Source organism: Maricaulis salignorans, from assembly GCF_900103475.1.
Taxonomy (GTDB): domain Bacteria; phylum Pseudomonadota; class Alphaproteobacteria; order Caulobacterales; family Maricaulaceae; genus Maricaulis; species Maricaulis salignorans.
Genome location: NZ_FNHG01000008.1, coordinates 88,994 through 108,315 on the forward strand (window position 1 = coordinate 88,994; position 19,322 = coordinate 108,315).

17 protein-coding genes are annotated in these 19,322 nt (G+C 62.4%); 9 read left to right on the forward strand and 8 right to left on the reverse strand.

Features of this window, described 5'->3' with window-relative positions; translation table 11 throughout:
• Positions 1-4: 4 nt before the first annotated feature.
• From BLT42_RS08230 to groES, 3 genes are all read right to left on the reverse strand, one after another.
• Positions 5-1,954: a S9 family peptidase gene (locus BLT42_RS08230; RefSeq protein ID WP_091769637.1), complete on the reverse strand. Its 1,950-nt coding sequence runs from the start codon at positions 1,952-1,954 to the stop codon at positions 5-7.
• A 127-nt stretch (positions 1,955-2,081) separates the two neighbouring features.
• Positions 2,082-3,731: a chaperonin GroEL gene (gene groL / locus BLT42_RS08235; RefSeq protein WP_091769639.1), complete on the reverse strand. Its 1,650-nt coding sequence runs from the start codon at positions 3,729-3,731 to the stop codon at positions 2,082-2,084.
• Positions 3,732-3,782: 51 nt separating this feature from the next.
• Complete coding sequence (groES, locus tag BLT42_RS08240) at positions 3,783-4,073, reverse strand: co-chaperone GroES (RefSeq protein WP_091769641.1); 291 nt, start codon at positions 4,071-4,073, stop codon at positions 3,783-3,785.
• 273 nt (positions 4,074-4,346) lie between these two features.
• Here groES and BLT42_RS08245 point away from each other — a divergent pair, with 273 nt between their 5' ends.
• From BLT42_RS08245 to BLT42_RS08255, 3 genes are all read left to right on the forward strand, one after another.
• Entirely contained in the window at positions 4,347-5,018 is a 672-nt protein-coding gene (locus tag BLT42_RS08245; protein ID WP_091769643.1) for a YiaD family glycine zipper/OmpA-like lipoprotein, read from the forward strand.
• A gap of 196 nt (positions 5,019-5,214) precedes the next feature.
• On the forward strand, positions 5,215-6,420 hold the full coding sequence (locus BLT42_RS08250; protein ID WP_091769644.1) for an EAL domain-containing protein: 1,206 nt from the start codon (positions 5,215-5,217) through the stop codon (positions 6,418-6,420).
• A gap of 41 nt (positions 6,421-6,461) precedes the next feature.
• Positions 6,462-7,334 (forward strand): TIGR01459 family HAD-type hydrolase, encoded by an 873-nt coding sequence (locus BLT42_RS08255; RefSeq protein WP_091769646.1) that lies wholly within the window; start codon positions 6,462-6,464, stop codon positions 7,332-7,334.
• On the opposite strand, the gene BLT42_RS08260 is transcribed toward BLT42_RS08255, so the two are convergent.
• Together BLT42_RS08260 and BLT42_RS08265 are read right to left on the reverse strand one after the other, a co-directional pair.
• The gene (locus BLT42_RS08260; protein WP_091769690.1) at positions 7,331-8,029 is read right to left on the reverse strand and encodes a protein phosphatase CheZ; all 699 of its coding nucleotides are present in this window, start codon (positions 8,027-8,029) and stop codon (positions 7,331-7,333) included. The two genes, BLT42_RS08255 and BLT42_RS08260, sit on opposite strands and share 4 nt — an antisense overlap.
• Before the next feature lie 51 nt (positions 8,030-8,080).
• A complete protein-coding gene (locus tag BLT42_RS08265; protein ID WP_091769648.1) occupies positions 8,081-8,467 on the reverse strand; it encodes a response regulator in 387 nt (128 codons plus the stop codon).
• Positions 8,468-8,586: 119 nt separating this feature from the next.
• Here BLT42_RS08265 and BLT42_RS08270 point away from each other — a divergent pair, with 119 nt between their 5' ends.
• The 6 genes from BLT42_RS08270 (at position 8,587) to mutL (ending at position 16,270) form a co-directional block, all read left to right on the forward strand.
• Positions 8,587-9,030 carry a MaoC family dehydratase gene (locus BLT42_RS08270; protein ID WP_091769650.1) on the forward strand — a complete coding sequence of 148 codons (444 nt, stop codon included), beginning with the start codon at positions 8,587-8,589 and terminating at the stop codon, positions 9,028-9,030.
• A 6-nt stretch (positions 9,031-9,036) separates the two neighbouring features.
• Positions 9,037-9,981, forward strand: a complete 945-nt coding sequence (locus BLT42_RS08275; RefSeq protein ID WP_091769652.1) for a bifunctional riboflavin kinase/FAD synthetase — start codon at positions 9,037-9,039, stop codon at positions 9,979-9,981.
• 183 nt (positions 9,982-10,164) lie between these two features.
• Complete coding sequence (gene ileS, locus BLT42_RS08280) at positions 10,165-13,137, forward strand: isoleucine--tRNA ligase (RefSeq protein WP_091769654.1); 2,973 nt, start codon at positions 10,165-10,167, stop codon at positions 13,135-13,137.
• Positions 13,130-13,732, forward strand: coding sequence for a signal peptidase II (lspA, locus tag BLT42_RS08285; protein ID WP_091769656.1), 603 nt, complete (start codon positions 13,130-13,132; stop codon positions 13,730-13,732). Before ileS ends, lspA begins: the two co-directional genes overlap by 8 nt.
• 72 nt (positions 13,733-13,804) lie before the next feature.
• Positions 13,805-14,347 carry a DUF3035 domain-containing protein gene (locus BLT42_RS08290; protein WP_091769658.1) on the forward strand — a complete coding sequence of 181 codons (543 nt, stop codon included), beginning with the start codon at positions 13,805-13,807 and terminating at the stop codon, positions 14,345-14,347.
• A 66-nt stretch (positions 14,348-14,413) separates the two neighbouring features.
• Positions 14,414-16,270: a DNA mismatch repair endonuclease MutL gene (gene mutL / locus BLT42_RS08295; RefSeq protein ID WP_233342390.1), complete on the forward strand. Its 1,857-nt coding sequence runs from the start codon at positions 14,414-14,416 to the stop codon at positions 16,268-16,270.
• Positions 16,271-16,315: 45 nt separating this feature from the next.
• Here the strand turns inward: mutL and BLT42_RS08300 are convergent, their stop codons facing one another.
• From BLT42_RS08300 to BLT42_RS08310, 3 genes are all read right to left on the reverse strand, one after another.
• Positions 16,316-17,446: a hypothetical protein gene (locus BLT42_RS08300; protein WP_233342391.1), complete on the reverse strand. Its 1,131-nt coding sequence runs from the start codon at positions 17,444-17,446 to the stop codon at positions 16,316-16,318.
• Positions 17,447-17,568: 122 nt separating this feature from the next.
• Positions 17,569-18,132: a 16S rRNA (guanine(966)-N(2))-methyltransferase RsmD gene (rsmD, locus tag BLT42_RS08305; protein WP_091769664.1), complete on the reverse strand. Its 564-nt coding sequence runs from the start codon at positions 18,130-18,132 to the stop codon at positions 17,569-17,571.
• A gap of 3 nt (positions 18,133-18,135) precedes the next feature.
• Positions 18,136-19,305, reverse strand: a complete 1,170-nt coding sequence (locus BLT42_RS08310) for a pseudouridine synthase (RefSeq protein WP_233342392.1) — start codon at positions 19,303-19,305, stop codon at positions 18,136-18,138.
• Between the last annotated feature and the right edge of the window lie 17 nt (positions 19,306-19,322).

Consider the following 19,322-nt stretch of genomic DNA (forward strand, 5'->3'; position numbering starts at 1 on the left):
GGTCTTATTGTGCCGTTTCGCCTTCGCGCAGATAGGTGTCGAGGAAGCTGAGATAGGCCTCTGACGCGGTGATGCGGTTATCGCGGCCGCGGAAGCCATGGCCTTCATCGGGGAAGAGGACATATTCGACCGGCACGCCATTGGCGCGCACGGCGGCGACCATTTCATCGCTTTCCACCTGCAACACGCGCGGGTCATTGGCGCCCTGGATCACCATCAGCGGCTTGGTGATCGTGTCGGCATGGAAGAGCGGCGAGATGGCCCGGTGGCGTTCGCCATCGGTCTCCGGGTCGCCCATCTCGTCATACAGCGCTTCGCGGAAGCTTTCCCACCAGGGCGGGATGGAGGCCAGGGTGCGCTCCCAATTGGTGACGCCGAAAATATCAATCCCGACTTCAAATGCGTCCGGATGGAAGGCGAGGGCGGCGACCGTCATGAAGCCGCCATAGGAGCCGCCAATCACACCGACCTGGTCATCACGGACCCAGTCGAGCGAGCGCAGATAGTCGCCGGCCGAGACGATGTCCCGCAGGTCTTCCTCGCCATGGCGCCGATCGTCCATGTGGAAGAAGGTTTTTCCGTATCCCGACGAGCCGCGATTATTGGCGGCGTAGACGGCATAGCCGTGATTGACGAGATGCTGGATCATCGCCGAATAGCCGATCCGGCTTTGCCCGCCTGGTCCGCCATGGACCATGACGAGGGCCGGCACCGGATTGTCGGCGCTGGCGCCATGCGGGCGATAGAGGATGCCGGGAATCTCGACGCCGTCGAAGCTGGCAAAGCGCACCACTTCGGCATCGACCATATCGGCTTCATCGATCGCCGGATTGAGGGCCTGGGTCAGCTGGGTATGGGTCTGGCTGGCCAGTTCGACCAGATGGATATTGGACGGCGAGGTCGCCGCATTGATCGTAAAGGCGATCGAACCCTCATCGCGCGAGAAGCGGACCGAGCCGAGATCGCCGGATGGCAGCTCGGGCAGGGCGAGCGCTTCGCCGGTTTCCAGATCCGTGATCGTGACCTCGGTCCGGGCATCGGCATTGATGCCGGTGACGAGATAGCGGCCCGAAGGCGAATAGGTGACGAAGGACACGTCCCAGTCGGCCGTCACCAGTGCGCTCCGCTCGCCTGTAGCCAGATCATGCGACCAGGCCTGATTGAACTCGCCGTGCTCGTTGGTGGCATAGATCAGGGCGCTGCTGTCCGGTGTGAAGGTATAGGCGCCATAGGCGATATTCCCCTCATGGGCCGTGACCAGCGCCGGCTCGGGATTGTTGGCAGCGAGGTCGACCAGCAGGATGTCGCTATCGGCCGACGTGCGATTGCGCACCAGGGCGAGCCAGCGGCCATCGGGGCTTACGGCACCGATCGACAGCGCGTCAGTGTTCTCGAACACGAAGCCGCTCTCATAGCTCTGCGTATCGTATTGATAGATATCGAAGGCGCCGGCATCGCGCGCATTGCTGGCGACCCAGATATCATTGCCATCGGGCGAGAAGCCCAGGAAATCTGCTTTCACATTCTCGCCGGGAGTGATGTCGGTCAGACGGCCATCAAGTTCACGGACATAGATATGATTGAGCTCATCGCCGCCGCCATCGAAAGTGACCAGCACGCGGTCATCATTGGGGAACCAGCTGAGCGCGGCGGTGGCCGCTGTGGTTGAATCGGTCAGTGCCTCGCGGGCGCCGGAGACGGGATCAACGGCATAGGCGTTGTAGGTGCCGGTTTCGTCAGAGGAAATGAGAATTCGACCGTCCGAGGCTGAAAAGGCAAAACCGACATTATCCGCCATGAGGAAACTCGTGGTCATGAAGAAGGTGGCGGCATCATATTGTGCCACGGCGGGCGCCGGGGCCTCGCTGGTGGCGAGTACCGCTTCGTCGGCGGGCTGGCAGGCCGCCAGTGCGAATGTCATCGCGAACGCGGCGCCGATTGCGAAATACTTCATGCTGATCTCCCCAAAACCTGTGTCGCGCGCAACATAGCGCAGGGCGGGGCTCGATCCAGCAAAGAAAAAGGCCGCCCCCGTCGGGAGCGGCCTTTCCTGGTCATTCAGCGTGAGCCGAACGGCATGATTACATCATGCCGCCCATGCCGCCCATTCCGCCCATGTCCGGCATGCCGCCGCCACCGGCACCTTCTTCTTTCGGCGAATCCGCAACCGCGGCTTCCGTGGTGATCAGCAGGGAGGCAACCGAAGCAGCATCCTGCAGAGCAGTACGGACGACCTTGGCCGGGTCGATCACGCCGAATTCGAGCATGTCGCCATACTCTTCAGTCTGGGCATTGAAGCCGAAGGTGAGGGACGCATTTTCCATCACCTTGCCGACCACGATCGAGCCTTCAACGCCGGAATTTTCGGCGATCTGGCGGATCGGGGACTGCAGGGCGCGCGAGATGATCGCGATGCCCTGGGTCTGGTCAGGATTGTCGCCCTTCAGGCCGACCAGCTTCAGGGACGCCTTCAGCAGCGCAACGCCGCCGCCTGGAACGATACCTTCTTCAACGGCCGCACGGGTCGCATTGAGGGCGTCGTCGACGCGGTCTTTCTTCTCTTTCACTTCCATTTCAGTCGCGCCGCCGACCTTGATCACAGCAACACCGCCGGCCAGTTTGGCCAGACGTTCCTGCAGCTTTTCACGGTCGTAATCGGAGGTCGTGTCTTCGACCTGGCGACGGATCTGGGTGACCCGGGCTTCGATCGCTTCGCGGGCGCCGGCGCCGTCGACGATGGTGGTATCGTCCTTGGTGATGCCAACGCGCTTGGCGGTGCCGAGCATGTCGAGGGTAACGGTCTCAAGCTTGATGCCGAGATCTTCGGAGATGACCTGGCCACCGGTCAGGATGGCAATGTCTTCCAGCATCGACTTGCGACGATCGCCGAAGCCTGGTGCCTTGACGGCAGCAATCTTCAGGCCGCCACGCAGCTTGTTGACAACCAGGGTTGCCAGCGCTTCGCCTTCGACGTCTTCCGCGATGATCAGCAGGGGGCGGCCCGACTGAACGACGGTTTCCAGGATTGGCAGCATGGGCTGAAGCGAGGTCAGCTTCTTCTCGTGCAGCAGGATGTAGGGCTCTTCGAGCTCGACATTCATTTTCTCTGCATTGGTGATGAAGTAAGGCGACAGGTAACCGCGGTCGAACTGCATGCCTTCAACGACATCCAGTTCGGTGTCGAGGGATTTGGCTTCTTCAACCGTGATGACGCCTTCATTGCCGACCTTTTCCATGGCGCGGGCAATCATGTCACCGATTTCAGTCGCGCCATTGGCGGAGATGGTGCCAACCTGGGCGATCTCGGCCTGGCCCTTGATCGGGGTGGCGGACGCCTTGATTTCGGCGACGACAAGGGCAACGGCCTTGTCGATGCCGCGCTTCAGATCCATCGGGTTCATGCCGGCGGCAACCGATTTCATGCCTTCGCGGACGATGGACTGGGCCAGGACCGTGGCGGTCGTGGTGCCGTCGCCGGCTTCGTCATTGGTCTTCGAGGCCACTTCGCGCAGCATTTGTGCGCCCATATTCTCGAATTTGTCGGCGAGCTGGATTTCCTTGGCGACCGAAACGCCGTCCTTCGTGGTGCGCGGGGCACCGTAGGATTTTTCCAGAACGACATTGCGGCCTTTCGGGCCGAGGGTCACTTTGACGGCGTTAGCCAGGATATCGACACCGCGCAGCATGCGCTCACGGGCATCGGAACCGAAGAGTACGTCTTTAGCAGCCATGGGATTATTTCCGTTTGCTAGAGTTGTTCAAAAAGGGATCGGGGCGGCCGCTTAGGCGCCAACAATGCCCAGGATGTCGGATTCTTTCATGATCAGCAGCTCGGTGCCGTCGAGGGTGACCTCGGTGCCGGACCATTTGCCGAACAGGATCCGGTCGCCGGCCTTGACGTCGAGGGCGCGGACAGAGCCGTCTTCCTTGATGGCGCCGGTACCCACGGCGACGACTTCGCCTTCCTGGGGTTTTTCCTTGGCGGTGTCGGGGATGATGATCCCGCCTTTGGATTTGGATTGTTCTTCGAGGCGCTTCACAAGGACGCGGTCGTGCAGAGGACGAAAGCTCATCTTGGCGTATCTCCAACAAGAGGACAGAAAATCAAAAAACAGCCGGGAAACGAGTTTGGCACTCACGTCCGTCGACTGCTAACAGGGGGCAGATAAGCAGTCGGCGTGACGGCGTCAAGGGTGGCGATGTGTGCGGATCGGGGGTAAAGACTGCACCGTGATCGGGCCTGCTCATTTGGCGTTCATCGCGCGATTGATATCGCTCGTTCGCAATGCCTGTGATAATGAATGCTGTGACGGTCCACTGGACCGCGAAGCTGAGAGGTCGAACCCATGAAGATCCGTACTGCGCTGATAACGACTGTTGCTGCGCTGGCCATGACGGCCTGCACTACCACTGACCCCTATACCGGCGAAGTCCGCCCGAATTACACCGGACGCGGCGCGCTGATCGGTGCGGCCGCTGGTGCCGCGCTGGGCTATCTCACAAATACCTCGGATTCCCAGGAAGGCCGGACCAATGCGCTGATCGGCGCGGGGATTGGCGGTCTCGCCGGAGCCGGAATCGGCAATTATATGGATCGTCAGGAAACGGCGATGCGCGAAGCGATGTCCGAAAGCGGCGTCGGCGTTCGCCGCCAGGGCAATGATCTGCTTCTGATCATGCCGGGCGATGTCACTTTCGACACCAATTCCTCGTCGATCAAGCCGGACTTCTACCGCATCCTCAATGATGCCTCAGAGGTCCTTAACCGCTATCCCGCCACCTATGTCGACGTGGTCGGCCATGCCGATTCGACCGGGGCTGATGACTATAACCAGCGCCTGTCCGAGCAGCGCGCCTCGTCTGTGGGCAGCTATCTGATCTCCCAGGGCGTGTTGCGCGACCGTTTCTATATTGCCGGCATGGGCGAGCGTTCGCCGATCGCCAGCAATGACACGGCCGAGGGCCGCGCCCGCAACCGGCGTGTGGAAATCCTGATCCGTCCGCACACGACGTCCTGATCCGGACATCCGTGAATTGATCGAGGCGGTCCACCCCCGGGTGGGCCGCCTTTTTCATGGCGGGCTGGCGCTCGCGGGCGCAGCCACCGAGCCGGGTTTACCTTCGTTAACCAAACGACAACCGGTGCGGGATCAGCTTAGGGTTCGGTATTGCCACCGATTCGTTTTCGGCAAACCCGGTTCAACAAGGCTGCCCATGCCCCGCGCATCAGACATTCTCATTCTGCTGACCTATGTGATGATCGCGGTCGTCGCAGCAATCGGCTTCGAATTTTTCGGACTGATGTCGACAGCGACCGCGTGGATGATGGGGGCGATTGTCTTCATCGCGGCCGGCATGGCGCATTCCGCTGCCTCGCATGCGGCTGAACGCCGGACGACCGAAGAGGAAATTCGCGGCCTCAAATCCGCCAATCTGGCGCTGGCCGAAGAGTTCGAGGCCGCCCAGCGCCGGCTCGACGAGATTACCGACGAGCTGCGCTGCGAGGCGGTCGAGCGCGATAATGCCTTTGTGCATGAAGTCAAAGTGCTTGAGGATCTGGTGCGCCGGGTCGGTGAACCCATTCCGGACCGCAGCGGTCACGCCATCGAGGCGAGCGGCAAGGCGGTCAGTATCGACGTCGTGCGCGAGGCCCTGCAGGCCAACCGCGTCGATCTCTACCTCCAGCCCATCGTCACCCTGCCGCAGCGTCGGATCATGTTTTATGAGAGCTTCACCCGGCTGCGCGATGCGGCCGGTCGTGTGCTGGCTCCGGGCGTCTTCCTCGAGGTAGCCGAGCGCGCCAACCTGATGACGGAAGTCGATAATGTTCTCCTCTTCCGCTGCGTCCAGATCCTGCGCCGGCTGACGCAGCAGGACCGCCGGGTCGGGATTTTCTGCAATGTCTCTCCCAACTCGCTGGCCGATGAGAGCTTCTTTCCGTCATTCCTCGACTTCATCCGCCAGAATAATGACCTGGCCGGGGCGCTGATTTTCGAGATCCCGCAGCGCGCCTTCATCGAACGCAATGCGATCGCCGCGCGCAACATGTCGCGCATGGTCGATTTTGGCTTCCGCTTCTCGGTCGACCAGGTCACCGATGTCGATCTCGACCTCAACGAGATGCAGCGCGCCGGTGTGCGCTTCGTCAAGATTGCCGGCGAGCGCCTGCTCGACGCCGTGAACAATAATGAATCGATCGCCGGGCTCGAGCCGGGCTCGATTGCCCATGAAGACATGGCCGGTGTTTTTGCCCGTCACGGGATCGATCTGATCGTCGACAAGGTCGAGACCGAAGCGACAGTCGTTGAAGTGCTTGAGCTCGATGTGGCGTTCGGCCAGGGGCATTTGTTCGGTGAACCGCGCCCGGTGCGCGATGAGGCGCTCGACGAGACCGGCCAGGTCATCCGGATGGCTGGCTAGCACCAATTGACCTGGCGCGGCGGCGCTGCTTCAAACCGTCCATGACCCAAGCCATTCCACTGCCACAACCCGCCACCCTGTCCCAGCTGCGCGACCGTTATGATGTCCTGTATTGCGATGTCTGGGGCGTGATCCGCGATGGCCGCCGGCTCTTGCCAGCGGCTGTCGATGCGCTGGTGCGTTTTCGCCAGTCTGGCGGCTATGTCTGCCTGGTCTCCAATTCACCGCAGCGCGCACGCGGGCTGGCAGCCATGCTCGGCCAGATGGGCCTGAGCGGCGGCAGTGTCGATGCGATCGTGACCTCGGGCGATGCGATTCATGCCGAGTTGGCCGCGCGCACGCCGGGGCGGGCCCTGCGGATCGGACCGGACGATGATGACCAACTCTATGAGGGGCTGGCGATTGAATTCACCGGTATCGCAGAGGCGGACTTCATCAGTTGTACCGGGCCGGACGATTACTGGAACGGCAAGCCGGAGGATTATCGGGCGGTACTGGAGACGGCGCTGGAGCGCGATCTCGACCTGGTCTGTGCCAATCCCGACATCGTTGTCCAGTCCGGTGACCGCCTGATCTATTGCGCCGGCGCCATCGCGCGTCTCTACACGCAAATGGGTGGGCGCAGCGTGGTCGCGGGCAAGCCGCACCGGCCGATCTACCAGCTGGCGTGCAGCAAGGCCGAGGCCGCAGGCAGAATGTTTGATCCGGCGCGCGTGCTGGCGATCGGGGATGGGCCGGAAACCGATATCGCCGGAGCTGTTCGGGTGGGGATTGATGCCCTGTTTGTCGCCGATGGCATCCATGGCGCAGACTTGAACAGCGACAGCCTCAATTCCGAGACTGTCGCTGGCATGCTGGATAGCTATGGCGTGCACACCCGCTGGTGGGCATCCAGGCTGGTCTGGTCGGACTAGTCGAACAGCGAGTCGATGGAGCCCTGGTCGAGATCATTGACCGGCGGGGTATCCATTGCGGAAAACATCGCGTCGATATCGTCCTGGCTCGTCTCCGGGCCGCCCATGGCCGGGCCATTGAGCAATTGTTCGCGGTCGCGCTTTTCTTTTGCCGTCTCTTCCTGAGGGGCATAGTCCGCATCGCGAACACCCATCACATCGGCAAAGCGGGCGACGCGTTCTTCGACGTGACGCAGGCTATTGACCACTTTCGAGACGCGCTGACCGGCGAGATCCTGGAAACTGCAGGCCTCGATAATCGTCATCATCCGGGCTTCGACATTGGCCCGATAGGCCGCGAAGTCCTCGCCATCATCACACAACACTTCCTCGGCTGCCGACATGATGGTCTCGGTGGCCTTTTCAGTGTCCCCGACGACGGCTTCCAGCTCGGCGCCGGCGGTCGGAATGCGCTGGGTCTTGATATCATTGGGGCGTAGGGCGGCAATTTCGTCCCGCGTCCGTGAGATATACTCGGCGATATAATTGAATTCCTGGCAGATCGACTGGTCGAGAGAGCTGAAGAACAGCTTCATCGTATCCGTCAGCTGGTGGGCCAGCTTCAGAACTTCCATGATCTGCGCACCTTGCAGATCGCCGGCCTTCAGCGAGGCGAGCGATGTGCGGACTTGCGCGGCGACATTGGCGGCGGGCATGGGGCCCTCCTTGCTTGGCAGGTTCATACAGCGGATCGTCGAGGCCAGGGCCTAGAAGTCACCAAGAACGGCGGACATCTTTGATTTCAAAGTGCCGGCATTGAAGGGCTTCACGATATAGTTGTTCACGCCGGCGCGTTTCGCGGCCACAACATTCTCGGTTTTGGATTCTGCGGTCACCATGATGAAGGGCGTTGCTTTCATGCCCTCATCTGCGCGAACCTTCTGCAGAAGCTCGTAGCCCGTCATCGGTTCCATGTTCCAGTCGGATATGACCAGCCCATATTTGTTTTCCTGCATTTTCGCGAATGCTTCCTGCCCGTCTGCGGCATCATCAACATTCTCGAACCCAATCTGCTTGAGCAGGTTGCGTATGATTCTGATCATGGTTTTGTAGTCGTCCACGACCAGGATCGACATTGTCATATCGACAGCCATGCTAAGTCTCCATCCACTCGGCGTGTTTCCTGGGACAGCTTGTTCCGCTGTCTTCACCAATGACCCTAGACAACTGCGGATAAAAATCGGTTAAAGCGTGCGAAGAGACGGAGAGAGTCATGGCTGAAATCGTTGGAATCGCCTTGGAAGACATGCAAATCGGCCAGTCGGCGGAAGCAGCACGAGTCGTTGTGGAAGCCGATCTGGAGCAGTTCGCGAAGGTTTCAGGCGATTATAACCCTGTCCATATGGACGAGGAATACGCCCGGTCGACGCCATTTCGCGGCCGGATTGTGCACGGCGCCCTGGTCGCCTCCCACATCTCCGGCGTGCTCGGAAATCAGCTGCCTGGACCGGGCGCGATTTTCCTCGCCCTGAATATGCGCTTTTTCCAGCCGGTGCGGATTGGCGATGAAGTGCTCACCAAAGTCACGGTCAAGGATATCGACATCAAGGCCCGGCGCCTGGTGATGGATTGCGTCTGCACTGTCGACGGCAAGGTCGCGATGCAGGCCGAGGCGGAAGTCATGGTGCGCAAGCGGCGCCGCAAGCCGGTAGAATAGTCCTTGATGCAGACTTTCCACGGATACCAGCGGCTCGAGCCGGAACACCGCGGCGCCGTCATCGCGCTGGGGAATTTTGACGGCGTGCATCTGGGCCATCGTGCGGTGCTCGATATTGCCCGCCGGCTGGCCAGCGACGGTGATGCCAAGCTTGGCGTCGCCCTGTTCGAGCCGCATCCGCGCCGCTATTTCGCGCCCGACGCGCGTGCTTTCCGCCTGATGAGCCCGGCGCGCCGCGATGCGACGCTCGACGCGCTCGGCATCGCGCAATTGCACGTGCTCGAGTTCGACGAAGCGATGGCGAAGATGAGCCCGGAGGGTTTCGTGCAGACCGTTCTGGACGACGGGCTGGGGATTGGCGGCATTGTCACCGGATCCGATTTCCGTTTCGGCGCGGGCCGTGCCGGTTCGACTGTCGAGCTGGCGCAATTATGCACCGCGCGGGGAATTCGCTCGGAGTTTGCCGAACTGACCGGCAACGGGTCTGACAAGGTCTCCTCGACGCGCATCCGCAAGGCGATCCATGACGGCAATATGCAGGCTGCAGCCGAATTGCTCGGCACTCGCTGGACCGTTGATGGCTGCGTAGCGCAGGGCAATCAGCGCGGCCGCACGATCGGATTTCCGACCGCCAATATCGATATGGGCGATTATGTCCGCCCGGCCTATGGCGTCTATGCCGTCCTCGTCGGGATTGATGGTGAGCCCGCCAGCCGTGCCGCCGTTGCCAATATCGGCAAGCGACCCACGGTCGATGGCGTCACCGAAGTGCTGGAGGTTCACCTGCTGGACTTTGAGGGCGACCTCTATGGCCGCGAGCTGGCGATCGAGTTTCATGATCACTTGCGCGCCGAGCACCGCTTTGACGGACTCGATGCGCTGAAGGCTCAGATTGCGCTCGATGCCGCGCGTGCCCGCGATGTGCTGACGCGCGTGGCTGGACCGGCCTGACAGGCTCGGATATATGCGGAGCATGGTTTGTTCCCGATTGCAGATATCTGATGCGGCGCTGTCTGCGGCATCGCTTGACCGGCGAATTAGCGGCCCGGGCCGCCGGGATTGATCCCGCGCGGTTCCGGGAGACTGCCGCTCCTCCAGAACTTTCCACGATATTGACCGCAAGGACCTGATCCGATGACGGATACGCCTGCCGATAACGGAACCGACACTGCCGATAGCCGCGATTATCGCCAGACCCTGTTTCTACCCAAAACCGATTTCCCCATGCGCGCCGGCCTGCCCAAGCAGGAACCGCTCTGGCTCGAACGCTGGGAGAAGCTGGAAATCTATCGCCGCCTGCGCGAGCAGGGTGCCAAAAAGACCCGCTTCGTGCTGCATGACGGCCCGCCCTATGCCAATGGACACATCCATATCGGCACCGGCATGAACAAGATCCTGAAGGATTTCGTGGTGCGCTCCCGGCAGATGTCCGGTTTCGATGCGCCCTATCGTCCGGGCTGGGATTGTCATGGCCTGCCGATCGAATGGAAGGTTGAACAGGCCTATCGCGCCAAGGGCCGGAACAAGAATGATGTTCCGACCAAGGAATTCCGCGCCGAATGCCGCGCCTATGCCGGCGGCTGGATCGATGTCCAGCGCGAGGAATTCAAACGGCTCGGCGTCGCCGGCGAGTGGGATAATCCCTACACCACCATGGCCTTCGATGCCGAAGCGGTGATCGTGCGCGAATTCCTCAGCTTCGTGAAACAGGGCCTGGTCTATTGCGGTTCGGCGCCGGTGATGTGGTCGCCGGTCGAGCAGACCGCGCTGGCCGAAGCCGAAGTTGAGTATCACGACAAGGTGTCGACCACGATCCATGTCCGCTTTCCGCTGCGTGGCCTGCGCCATGACGGTTCGGCCATTCCGTCGTCCTGTATCGGCGCCCATGTCGTCATCTGGACGACGACGCCCTGGACCATCCCGGCCAACCGCGCCATCTGCTATTCGCCCGACATCAGCTATGGCCTCTACGAAGTCACGGCGATGGGGGAGAGCGAATTCAAGCCCTGGGCGATGCCCGGCGACCGGCTGATCGTCGCCGACAATCTGTGGGAAGAGACCGCGGCTGCGGCCAAGATCACCCGCGCCGACCGCATCATGTCGGTCGACCCCAAAGGACTGGTCTGCGCCCATCCGCTCGCCAATGCCGACAAATACTGGAGCTATGGCGTGCCCTTGCTCGCCGGTGAGCATGTGACCGACGAGACCGGGACCGGCTTCGTTCACACGGCCCCGGGGCATGGTGCCGAGGACTATGTCGCCTGGATGGCGCATCCCGAATGGCATGACCGCAACACGCCCGTGCCACAGACGGTCGGCGAGGACGGCGCGTTCTACGAGAATATCCCGCTGTTTGGCGGCCTGCACATCATCCGTGTCGACGGCAAGAAGCAGGGCCAGGACGGTCCGGCCAACAAGGCGGTGATGGATGCCCTCATCCTGCAGAATCGTCTGCTGGCGCGTGGACGTCTGGAACACTCCTATCCGCATTCCTGGCGCTCGAAGGCACCGGTGATCTTCCGCAATACGCCGCAATGGTTTGTTGCCCTTGACCGGCCGATGCAGGATGGACGCACCTTGCGTGACGTCGCCGTGAAGGCGATCGGCGATACGCAGTGGACGCCGAAAGTGGCGGAAAACCGTATCCGCGCCATGGTCGAGGGCCGGCCGGACTGGCTGGTCTCGCGCCAGCGCGCCTGGGGCGTGCCGCTGACCCTGTTTGTCGAGGCGGGCACCAAGCGCGTTCTCAACGACCCCAAGGTCCATGCCCGCATCATCAAGGCCGTGGAAGAGGACGGGGCTGATGCCTGGTTCGAGCGTCCGGCGGCTGAATTCCTCGGTGAGGAATACGACCCGGAGGCCTTCGAGAAGGTCACCGACATTCTCGATGTCTGGTTCGACAGCGGCTGTACCCACGCCTTTGCGCTGGAACCGCGCCCGGACCTGAAATGGCCGGCCGATCTCTATCTGGAAGGCTCCGACCAGCATCGTGGCTGGTTCCAGTCCTCCTTGCTGGAAAGCTGCGGCACGCGGGGCCGTGCGCCCTATGACGCCGTGCTCACGCATGGTTTCGTGATGGCCGGCGATGGCCGCAAAATGTCGAAATCGCTCGGCAATGTTGTCGCGCCCGATGATGTCGCCAAGAAATACGGCGTCGAGATCCTGCGTTTGTGGGCGGCGGGTCAGGACTACACTGATGATCTGCGGATTTCCGACGAAATCCTGCAGACCAGCGTCGATGCCTATCGCAAGCTGCGCAATACGATGCGCTATGTGCTCGGTGCGCTGGATGGCTTCTCGTCATCGGAGACGGTGCAGCATGACCGCATGCCGTCACTGGAGCGCTGGGTGCTGCATCGCCTGCATGAACTCGATGGCATCGTGCGCGAGGGCTATGCCGCTTACGACTTCAAGAAAGTCTATTCGGCCCTGTTCAACTTCTGCGTCGTCGACCTGTCGGCCTTCTATCTCGATGTCCGCAAGGACGCGCTGTATTGCGACCGTCCCGACGCGCTGCGCCGGCGGGCGGCGCGGACGGTGATGAATGAAGTCATCGACCGTCTGACAGCCTGGCTGGCGCCGATCATGCCCTTCACCATGGAAGAGGTCTGGCTCGGCCTGCATCCGTCCGACACGGACAGTGTGCATTTGCGCACCTTCCCGGACACGCCGGCCGACTGGCATGATGGCAGCCGTGCCGAACGCTGGCAGACCATCCGCCGCCTGCGCCGGGTGGTGAACGGGGCGCTGGAAGTCGAGCGCCGCGAAAAGCGCATCGGCTCCAGCCTCGAAGCCGCACCGCAAGTCTATGTCACCGACCCGTCCTACCGCGCGGCCCTGGCGGCCGAGGCCGATGGCGACGTGGATGAATATCTGGCCGAAATCGGCATCACCAGCCAGGCCTATCTGATCGATGGCGAGGCGCCGCAAGTCGGCTTCAAGCTTGAGGATGTCGCCGATATCGTCGTCATCCCCGGCCGGGCTGTCGGGCGCAAATGTGCGCGCTCGTGGAAATACTCGACCGCGATTGGTGCCGACAGCCGTTATCCCGACCTCAGCCCGCGCGATGCCGAAGCGGTGGCTCACTGGGACGCGATGAATGCTTGATCGCCTGAACGGGATCGTGAAGGCCATCCGGATCACGGCCGATGCCCGCCTGGGACTGATCCTGGCGGGCAGCGTGCTGGTGCTCGACCAGGTCAGCAAATGGCTGGTACTCGACCGGCTGGCCTTTTCGCCGCCCGGTTGCCTGGACTTTCAGCGCGCCGATGCCCTGGCCCGCTCCGGCATGGTCAATAATTGCGGCCATATCGAAGTGTCGCCCGTGTTTGACCTCACCATGGTGTGGAATAAGGGCGTCAGCTTTGGCCTACTGGGTGCCGACGGCATGCTCGGCCGCTTCCTGCTGGTCGGGTTCTCGGTGATTGTTGCGCTGGCCCTGCTTGCCGGCCTGCTGTCGCTGGGGCCGTTCAAGGCGGTGCGGCGCTGGCAGGCGATCGCCTTTGGCCTGATCATCGGCGGAGCGCTGGGCAATGCGGTCGACCGGGCGCTCTATGGCGCGGTTGCCGACTTCCTGAATTTCTCTGACATGATGTTTCCTTGGGTGTTCAATATCGCCGATGTGGGCATCAATCTCGGGGTCGCGGCGATCCTGATCGATGTGTTTATTTTCGACCGGGAAAAGCGGCCGACAAAGATGTAATGGTCTGCGGGCTGGAGATCGGTGAGACTCTTCGCTACATATGATTTGAAGAATGACTGGAGCTTAGTCCACATGCGTTTGCCATCCGTACTTATTGCCGCTGCTGCGGCCTCTTTCGCCCTGACGGGTTGTGCCGCTGTCGAGCGGGGCTTCGGTGGGGGCAAGGTCACGCCGGACGAATTCCGGACCGTCACGATTGCACCGCTCAGCGTGCCGCCTGAATTCAATCTGCGGCCACCTCAGCCCGGCGCCCCGCGCCCCGACGAGATTTATCCTGACCAGATGGCCCGTGCGGCCTTGCTCGGTTCCCAGGGTGAGTTCCAGGGCAGCGATGCCGAGGCCTTGCTGGTTGCCCATGCGGGCGGCGGCGCAGCCGATCCTTTCATCCGCTCGATCATTGATGGCGAAACCGCCGGCGTCGTGCACAAGACCCGCAGCTTTGCTGACCAGGTCCTGTTCTGGCGTAATGGCGAATACCAGCCGCCGGTCGATGCGACACCGCTCGATTCGTCCGCAGAGGCTGCGCGTCAGGAATCGATCCTGAACGTGACCGGTGGTGGCGAAGTCGAGATCGAACAGGATCGCCGGCTGTTGCCGAAACTGCCTGGCCTTTGATCGCAGCATCGCTGCACACTTGACCGACTCAGGGCCAGCCGAAAGGTTGGCCCTATGTCTTTGACCATGACCCAGCCGATTATCCGCCGCCTGCCCGCGCAGACCGTCAATCGCATCGCCGCCGGCGAGGTGGTCGAACGGCCGGCCTCCGTGGTCAAGGAGCTGGTCGAGAACGCGCTCGATGCCGGCGCCACGCGGATCGATATTGTCGCGGACAGTGGCGGCCTCACGCGTCTGTTGATCGAGGATAATGGCAAGGGCATGAGCGCCGAGGAGCTGGGCTTGTGCATCGAGCGCCACGCCACCTCGAAACTCCCGCTCGGGGAGGACGGCCAGGACGATCTGCTCAATATCGCCACCATGGGGTTTCGCGGCGAGGCGTTGCCCTCGATCGGTTCGATCGCCCGTCTGTCCATTATCAGCCAGGCGCGTGGTGCCGGCGATGCCTGGTCGGTCAGTGTCGAGGGCGGGCAGGTCAGCGAAGTCGCGCCGGTGGCACCGCTCGGACGCCCGGGCACCCGGATCGAAGTGCGCGACCTTTTCTATGCGACGCCGGCACGCCTGAAATTCCTCAAGAGCGAACGCGCGGAAAATCTCGGCATTTCCGATGTCGTCAAACGCCTGGCCATGTCACGGCCTGATGTCGGCTTCTTCCTCGTGCAGGACGGGCGCAAACGCCTGTCCATCGCAGCGGAGAGCGGCGATGATGCCGAGGCACACAAGGCCCGCATGACGGCGGTGATCGGCGCAGATTTCGGCGCCAATGCGCTGGAGGTCGACCAGGTGCGCGAGGGCGTTCGGGTGACCGGCTTTGCCAGCCTGCCGACCTATTCACGCGGCAATGCGATGCACCAATACCTCTTCGTCAATGGCCGCCCGGTGCGTGACAAACTGCTCGGCGGCGCTGTGCGCGGAGCCTATCAGGACTTCCTTGCCCGCGATCGCCACCCGGTGGTCGCGCTCAATGTCGAGCTGCCGACCAGCCAGGTCGACGTCAATGTCCACCCGGCCAAGGCCGAGGTGCGATTCCGCGATGCCGGGCTGGTGCGCGGCCTGATCGTCGGCGCGCTGCGCCATGCCCTCGCCGGGGCCGGTCACCGGGCCTCCACGACAGTTGCCGGCCATGCCCTGGGTGCGGTGAGGCCCGAGGGCTATCGGCCGCCACAGGGCCTCCAATACCAGGCCTCGGCCCATTCGGCCCTGTGGGGACGCATGCCCGAACCGCATCAGCCGGGCGTGTTCGAACCGGGTATGTCGGCGCGGATCGAGCGCGATGAGACGCCGGGCTATGCGCCGGGTGTTGCCGAAGGCATGGAGGCTGCGCCGCAGGCCCCGGCACCGGACTGGCCGCTGGGTACGGCGCGGGCGCAATTGCACGAGACCTATGTCATCGCCCAGACTGCGGACGGGATTGTCATCGTTGACCAACATGCCGCGCATGAGCGGCTGGTCTATGAGCGCATGAAGACCATGCTGGCCCAGACCGGCGTGCAAAGGCAGCGCCTGCTGGTGCCGGAGATCGTGGATCTCGAGGAAGCCGAAGCCCAGCGCCTGCTCGACCGCAGCCATGAACTCGCCGAACTGGGTCTGGTGATCGAGAGTTTTGGCGCCGGTTCGATCGCCGTGCGCGAAACACCGGCCCTGCTCAAGAAACTCAATGTTCAGGGCTTGATCCGCGACCTCGCCGATGATCTGGCCGAATATGATCAGGCGCTCGCGCTGAAGGAAAAGCTGGAAGATGTCGTCGGCACCATGGCCTGCCATGGTTCGGTCCGCGCCGGGCGGCGTCTCAATGGCGAGGAGATGAATGCCCTGCTGCGCGAGATGGAAGCGACGCCGCATTCCGGCCAGTGCAATCATGGCCGTCCGACCTATGTCGAGCTGAAACTGGCCGATATCGAACGCCTGTTCGGGCGGCGCTAGAGCCGCCTCGTCAGCGATCCGGGCCGGTTGTGGTTCGCCGCCGTCCTAGGCGGGGCGTTTCAGCGCGGCGGGCTCGTCATAGCTGATGCCCAGCGAGTGAGCCAGTTCACCGATAAGCTCGTGGGCAATATCGACATCGATCCTCGCATCGGCATCCTGCCCCTGGCGGTAATTCCAGAAGTCGCAGGCATGTGAGATCTCGCCGATGGCGCGTCCGATCTCGGTGAAGGACCGGCTGGCTGTCCGCAAAAACGTCTGGAACGGTATCGGGTCATTATCGTCAATCAGGGCCTGGAAGGCGGTGTCATAGCCAATGATATGGACTTTGACCGAGCCAAAATTCTCGTCGATCTGCTGCAGGATCCGTCTCACCAGGCCGTAGAGATAGACCTTGTCCTCATGGCGCGGCCGGTTGAGCCGCATGCTCGCCATTCGGGTTGCGACCGCGGGGAAGCCCTGCAACAGGCGCGCATAGCACCATTTATAGTACAGCACGCCCTTCCAGCCCTTCAGCGAGTGCTCGAAATCCTCGGCCCCGAATCTGAGCGCCTTGCGCAGGGGGGCGAGAGACGGGCTGGCCGCGTCTTCCATCATCAGGCGGCTTAAACGCTCGGCGGTCAGGTCGGTATCAAAACCGGCACCGTCATTGGCGCGCTCGACCAGGGCGCGCATGTCGCGATGCAGAAAGCTTCGGACGGCGCGGATGTCGCGCGGTGAAATATTGAAATAGCAATCGGCAACCTTGCGGCCCTGACCGCGCGCCACATCGCGCAGCAAATAGGGGTCCAGCGAGGGCAGGCGCGCGATCTCGCGCAGTAATTCAATGTCCTGATTGACGCTCTCGATGGGGGTGTTCGAGCCCATGGCTTCGCGGAAGGCGGCGTCCAGATTGGGCTGTTCGATGAAAAGGCTATAGCCACCCAGCTTGAGGTCGGACTTGCTGATCGGGAAGACGATCTTGGTCGCCGTGGCGCGCGGTGTGCACACATAGGGGCGATCCTGGGCGCGCAGGGCGTGCTTGAGCAGAATCGCCTCATTCAGACGCCGGCAGCTGAACAGCGGCATGGCAGCGTGTTCGGGATTGGCGGCATTGGTATTGGCGATTTCGTGCAAATTCAGCACGCGTGCCGAAGCTGCTGTCTGGGCGATGCGATGAAGGCCCCGGAGTTGTTGCATGCCAGTCATGGTCAGGCTCAGCCGCGCGTGTCTCAGCGAAATTGCTATCCCCTAGAGAATACAGCTAAAACTCGAACTTACGGTTAATGCCCGCCAATCAGTCCGGGTGGATATCACCCGGTTCAGTTATCGCGTTCGAGGAACATCACCTTGGCGGCGCCATATTCGCGCTCATTGGCCAGGATCCAGCCGGGCGTCTCCGGCTTTTCCTCAATGCCGACTTCCAGCATGGCGACGGCATCCTCGGACACCCATTTGCCGGTCAGCAATTTAGCCAGCGCCTTTTCCCCCAGACCGCTGCCATAGGGCGGATCAATGAAGACCAGCTCGAAGGGTTCGGCCATGGCGGCCGGTTTTGATCCCATCGCGGTCGCATCCTTGCGGTGCAGGCTGGTCTGGGAAAAGAGTTTGAGCGTCTGGATATTCTCATGGATCGCGGTGCGGGCACCGGCCTCATTATCCACGAAAAGGCAGAAGGCCGCGCCGCGTGACAGCGCTTCCAGCCCCAGTCCGCCAGAGCCGGCGAACAGGTCGAGCACGCGGGAGCCGACGAGGGGCGGGGCCCATTCGGCATGGTCGAGCACATTGAAGATCGCTTCGCGGGCGCGATCCGAGGTCGGACGCGTGGTGCGGCCCTTGGGAGCAATAATGGTTCGGCCTTTATAGAGACCGCCAACAATTCTCATGATCTAGCTCCGCCCTCTGGGCTTGCGGTCGGCGCCAGGCCTGCCGGAATTGCCCGTCGGCCTGGTGGTCGCGCCGCGATTCTTGCCGGCCAGCTGGAAGCCGGTCTTCGGCTTGCCGCCGGGGCTGCTGCCCGCCGGCGCCTTGCCGGCAAATTTACGGCCTTCGCCACGTTTCGGTTCGGCCGTCTCGGCCGCGCCGCCGCGTGGATCAGCGCGTTTCGGGCCGCCCCGCTTGGCATCGGGACGCTTGGTATCGGGACGTTTGGAATCGGCGCGTTTCGCGTCCGGGCGGCTGCGCGGGCCACGCGTGGTCGAATCTTCCAGATACTGGACGGGTTTGGCGAAGCCGGGCTGGCCGGCACCGCCCATGGTCCGCTTGGCCGGGCGTTTGGCAGGACGGGGGCTGGCGGCGGCCAGCTCCTCGAACACATGGCCCGGTTCCATCAGATGCCCGCACTGATCCTTGAGGATGCGTGAGCCGATGGATTTGACTTCCCCGCGGTCGATCGTACCGAGCTGAAACGGGCCATAGGCGATCCGGATCAGCCGGTTGACGCGCAGGCCGACGGCATCGAGGGCGCGGCGAACTTCGCGATTCTTGCCTTCCTTGATGCCGATCGTCAGCCAGATATTCGATCCGGTCTCGCGTTCGACATCGACTTCCATTGGGCCGTATTTGATGCCTTCAACCGTGATGCCGGCCTGAAGTTTGGCGATGGCGGCATTGTCGATCGTGCCGAAGGCGCGGGCGCGATAGCGCCGCGTCCAGCCGGTGGAGGGCAGTTCCAGGGCGCGGGCGAGGGCGCCGTCATTGGTCAGGAGCAGCAGGCCTTCAGACGTCAGGTCGAGCCGGCCGATCGAGATCACCCGGCCGATTTCCTTCGGCAATTTGTCGAATACGGTTTCGCGCCCTTCCGGGTCGCTATGCGTCGTCACCAGGCCGGCGGGCTTGTGATACAGCCACAGCCGGGTTGCCTCCGGTGTCTCGACCGTGATGCCATCGACAATGATGACTTCCTGGCCCGTCACCTTGAAGGCCGGGGTGTCGAGCGTCTTGCCGTCAACCTTGACGCGGCCGCCTTCAATCATGCGCTCGATCTCGCGCCGCGAAGCGACGCCGGCACGGGCAAGGTATTTGGCGATGCGTTCGCCGCTCTGGACTGCGTCGGTCAAACTTGACCCTTTCCCAT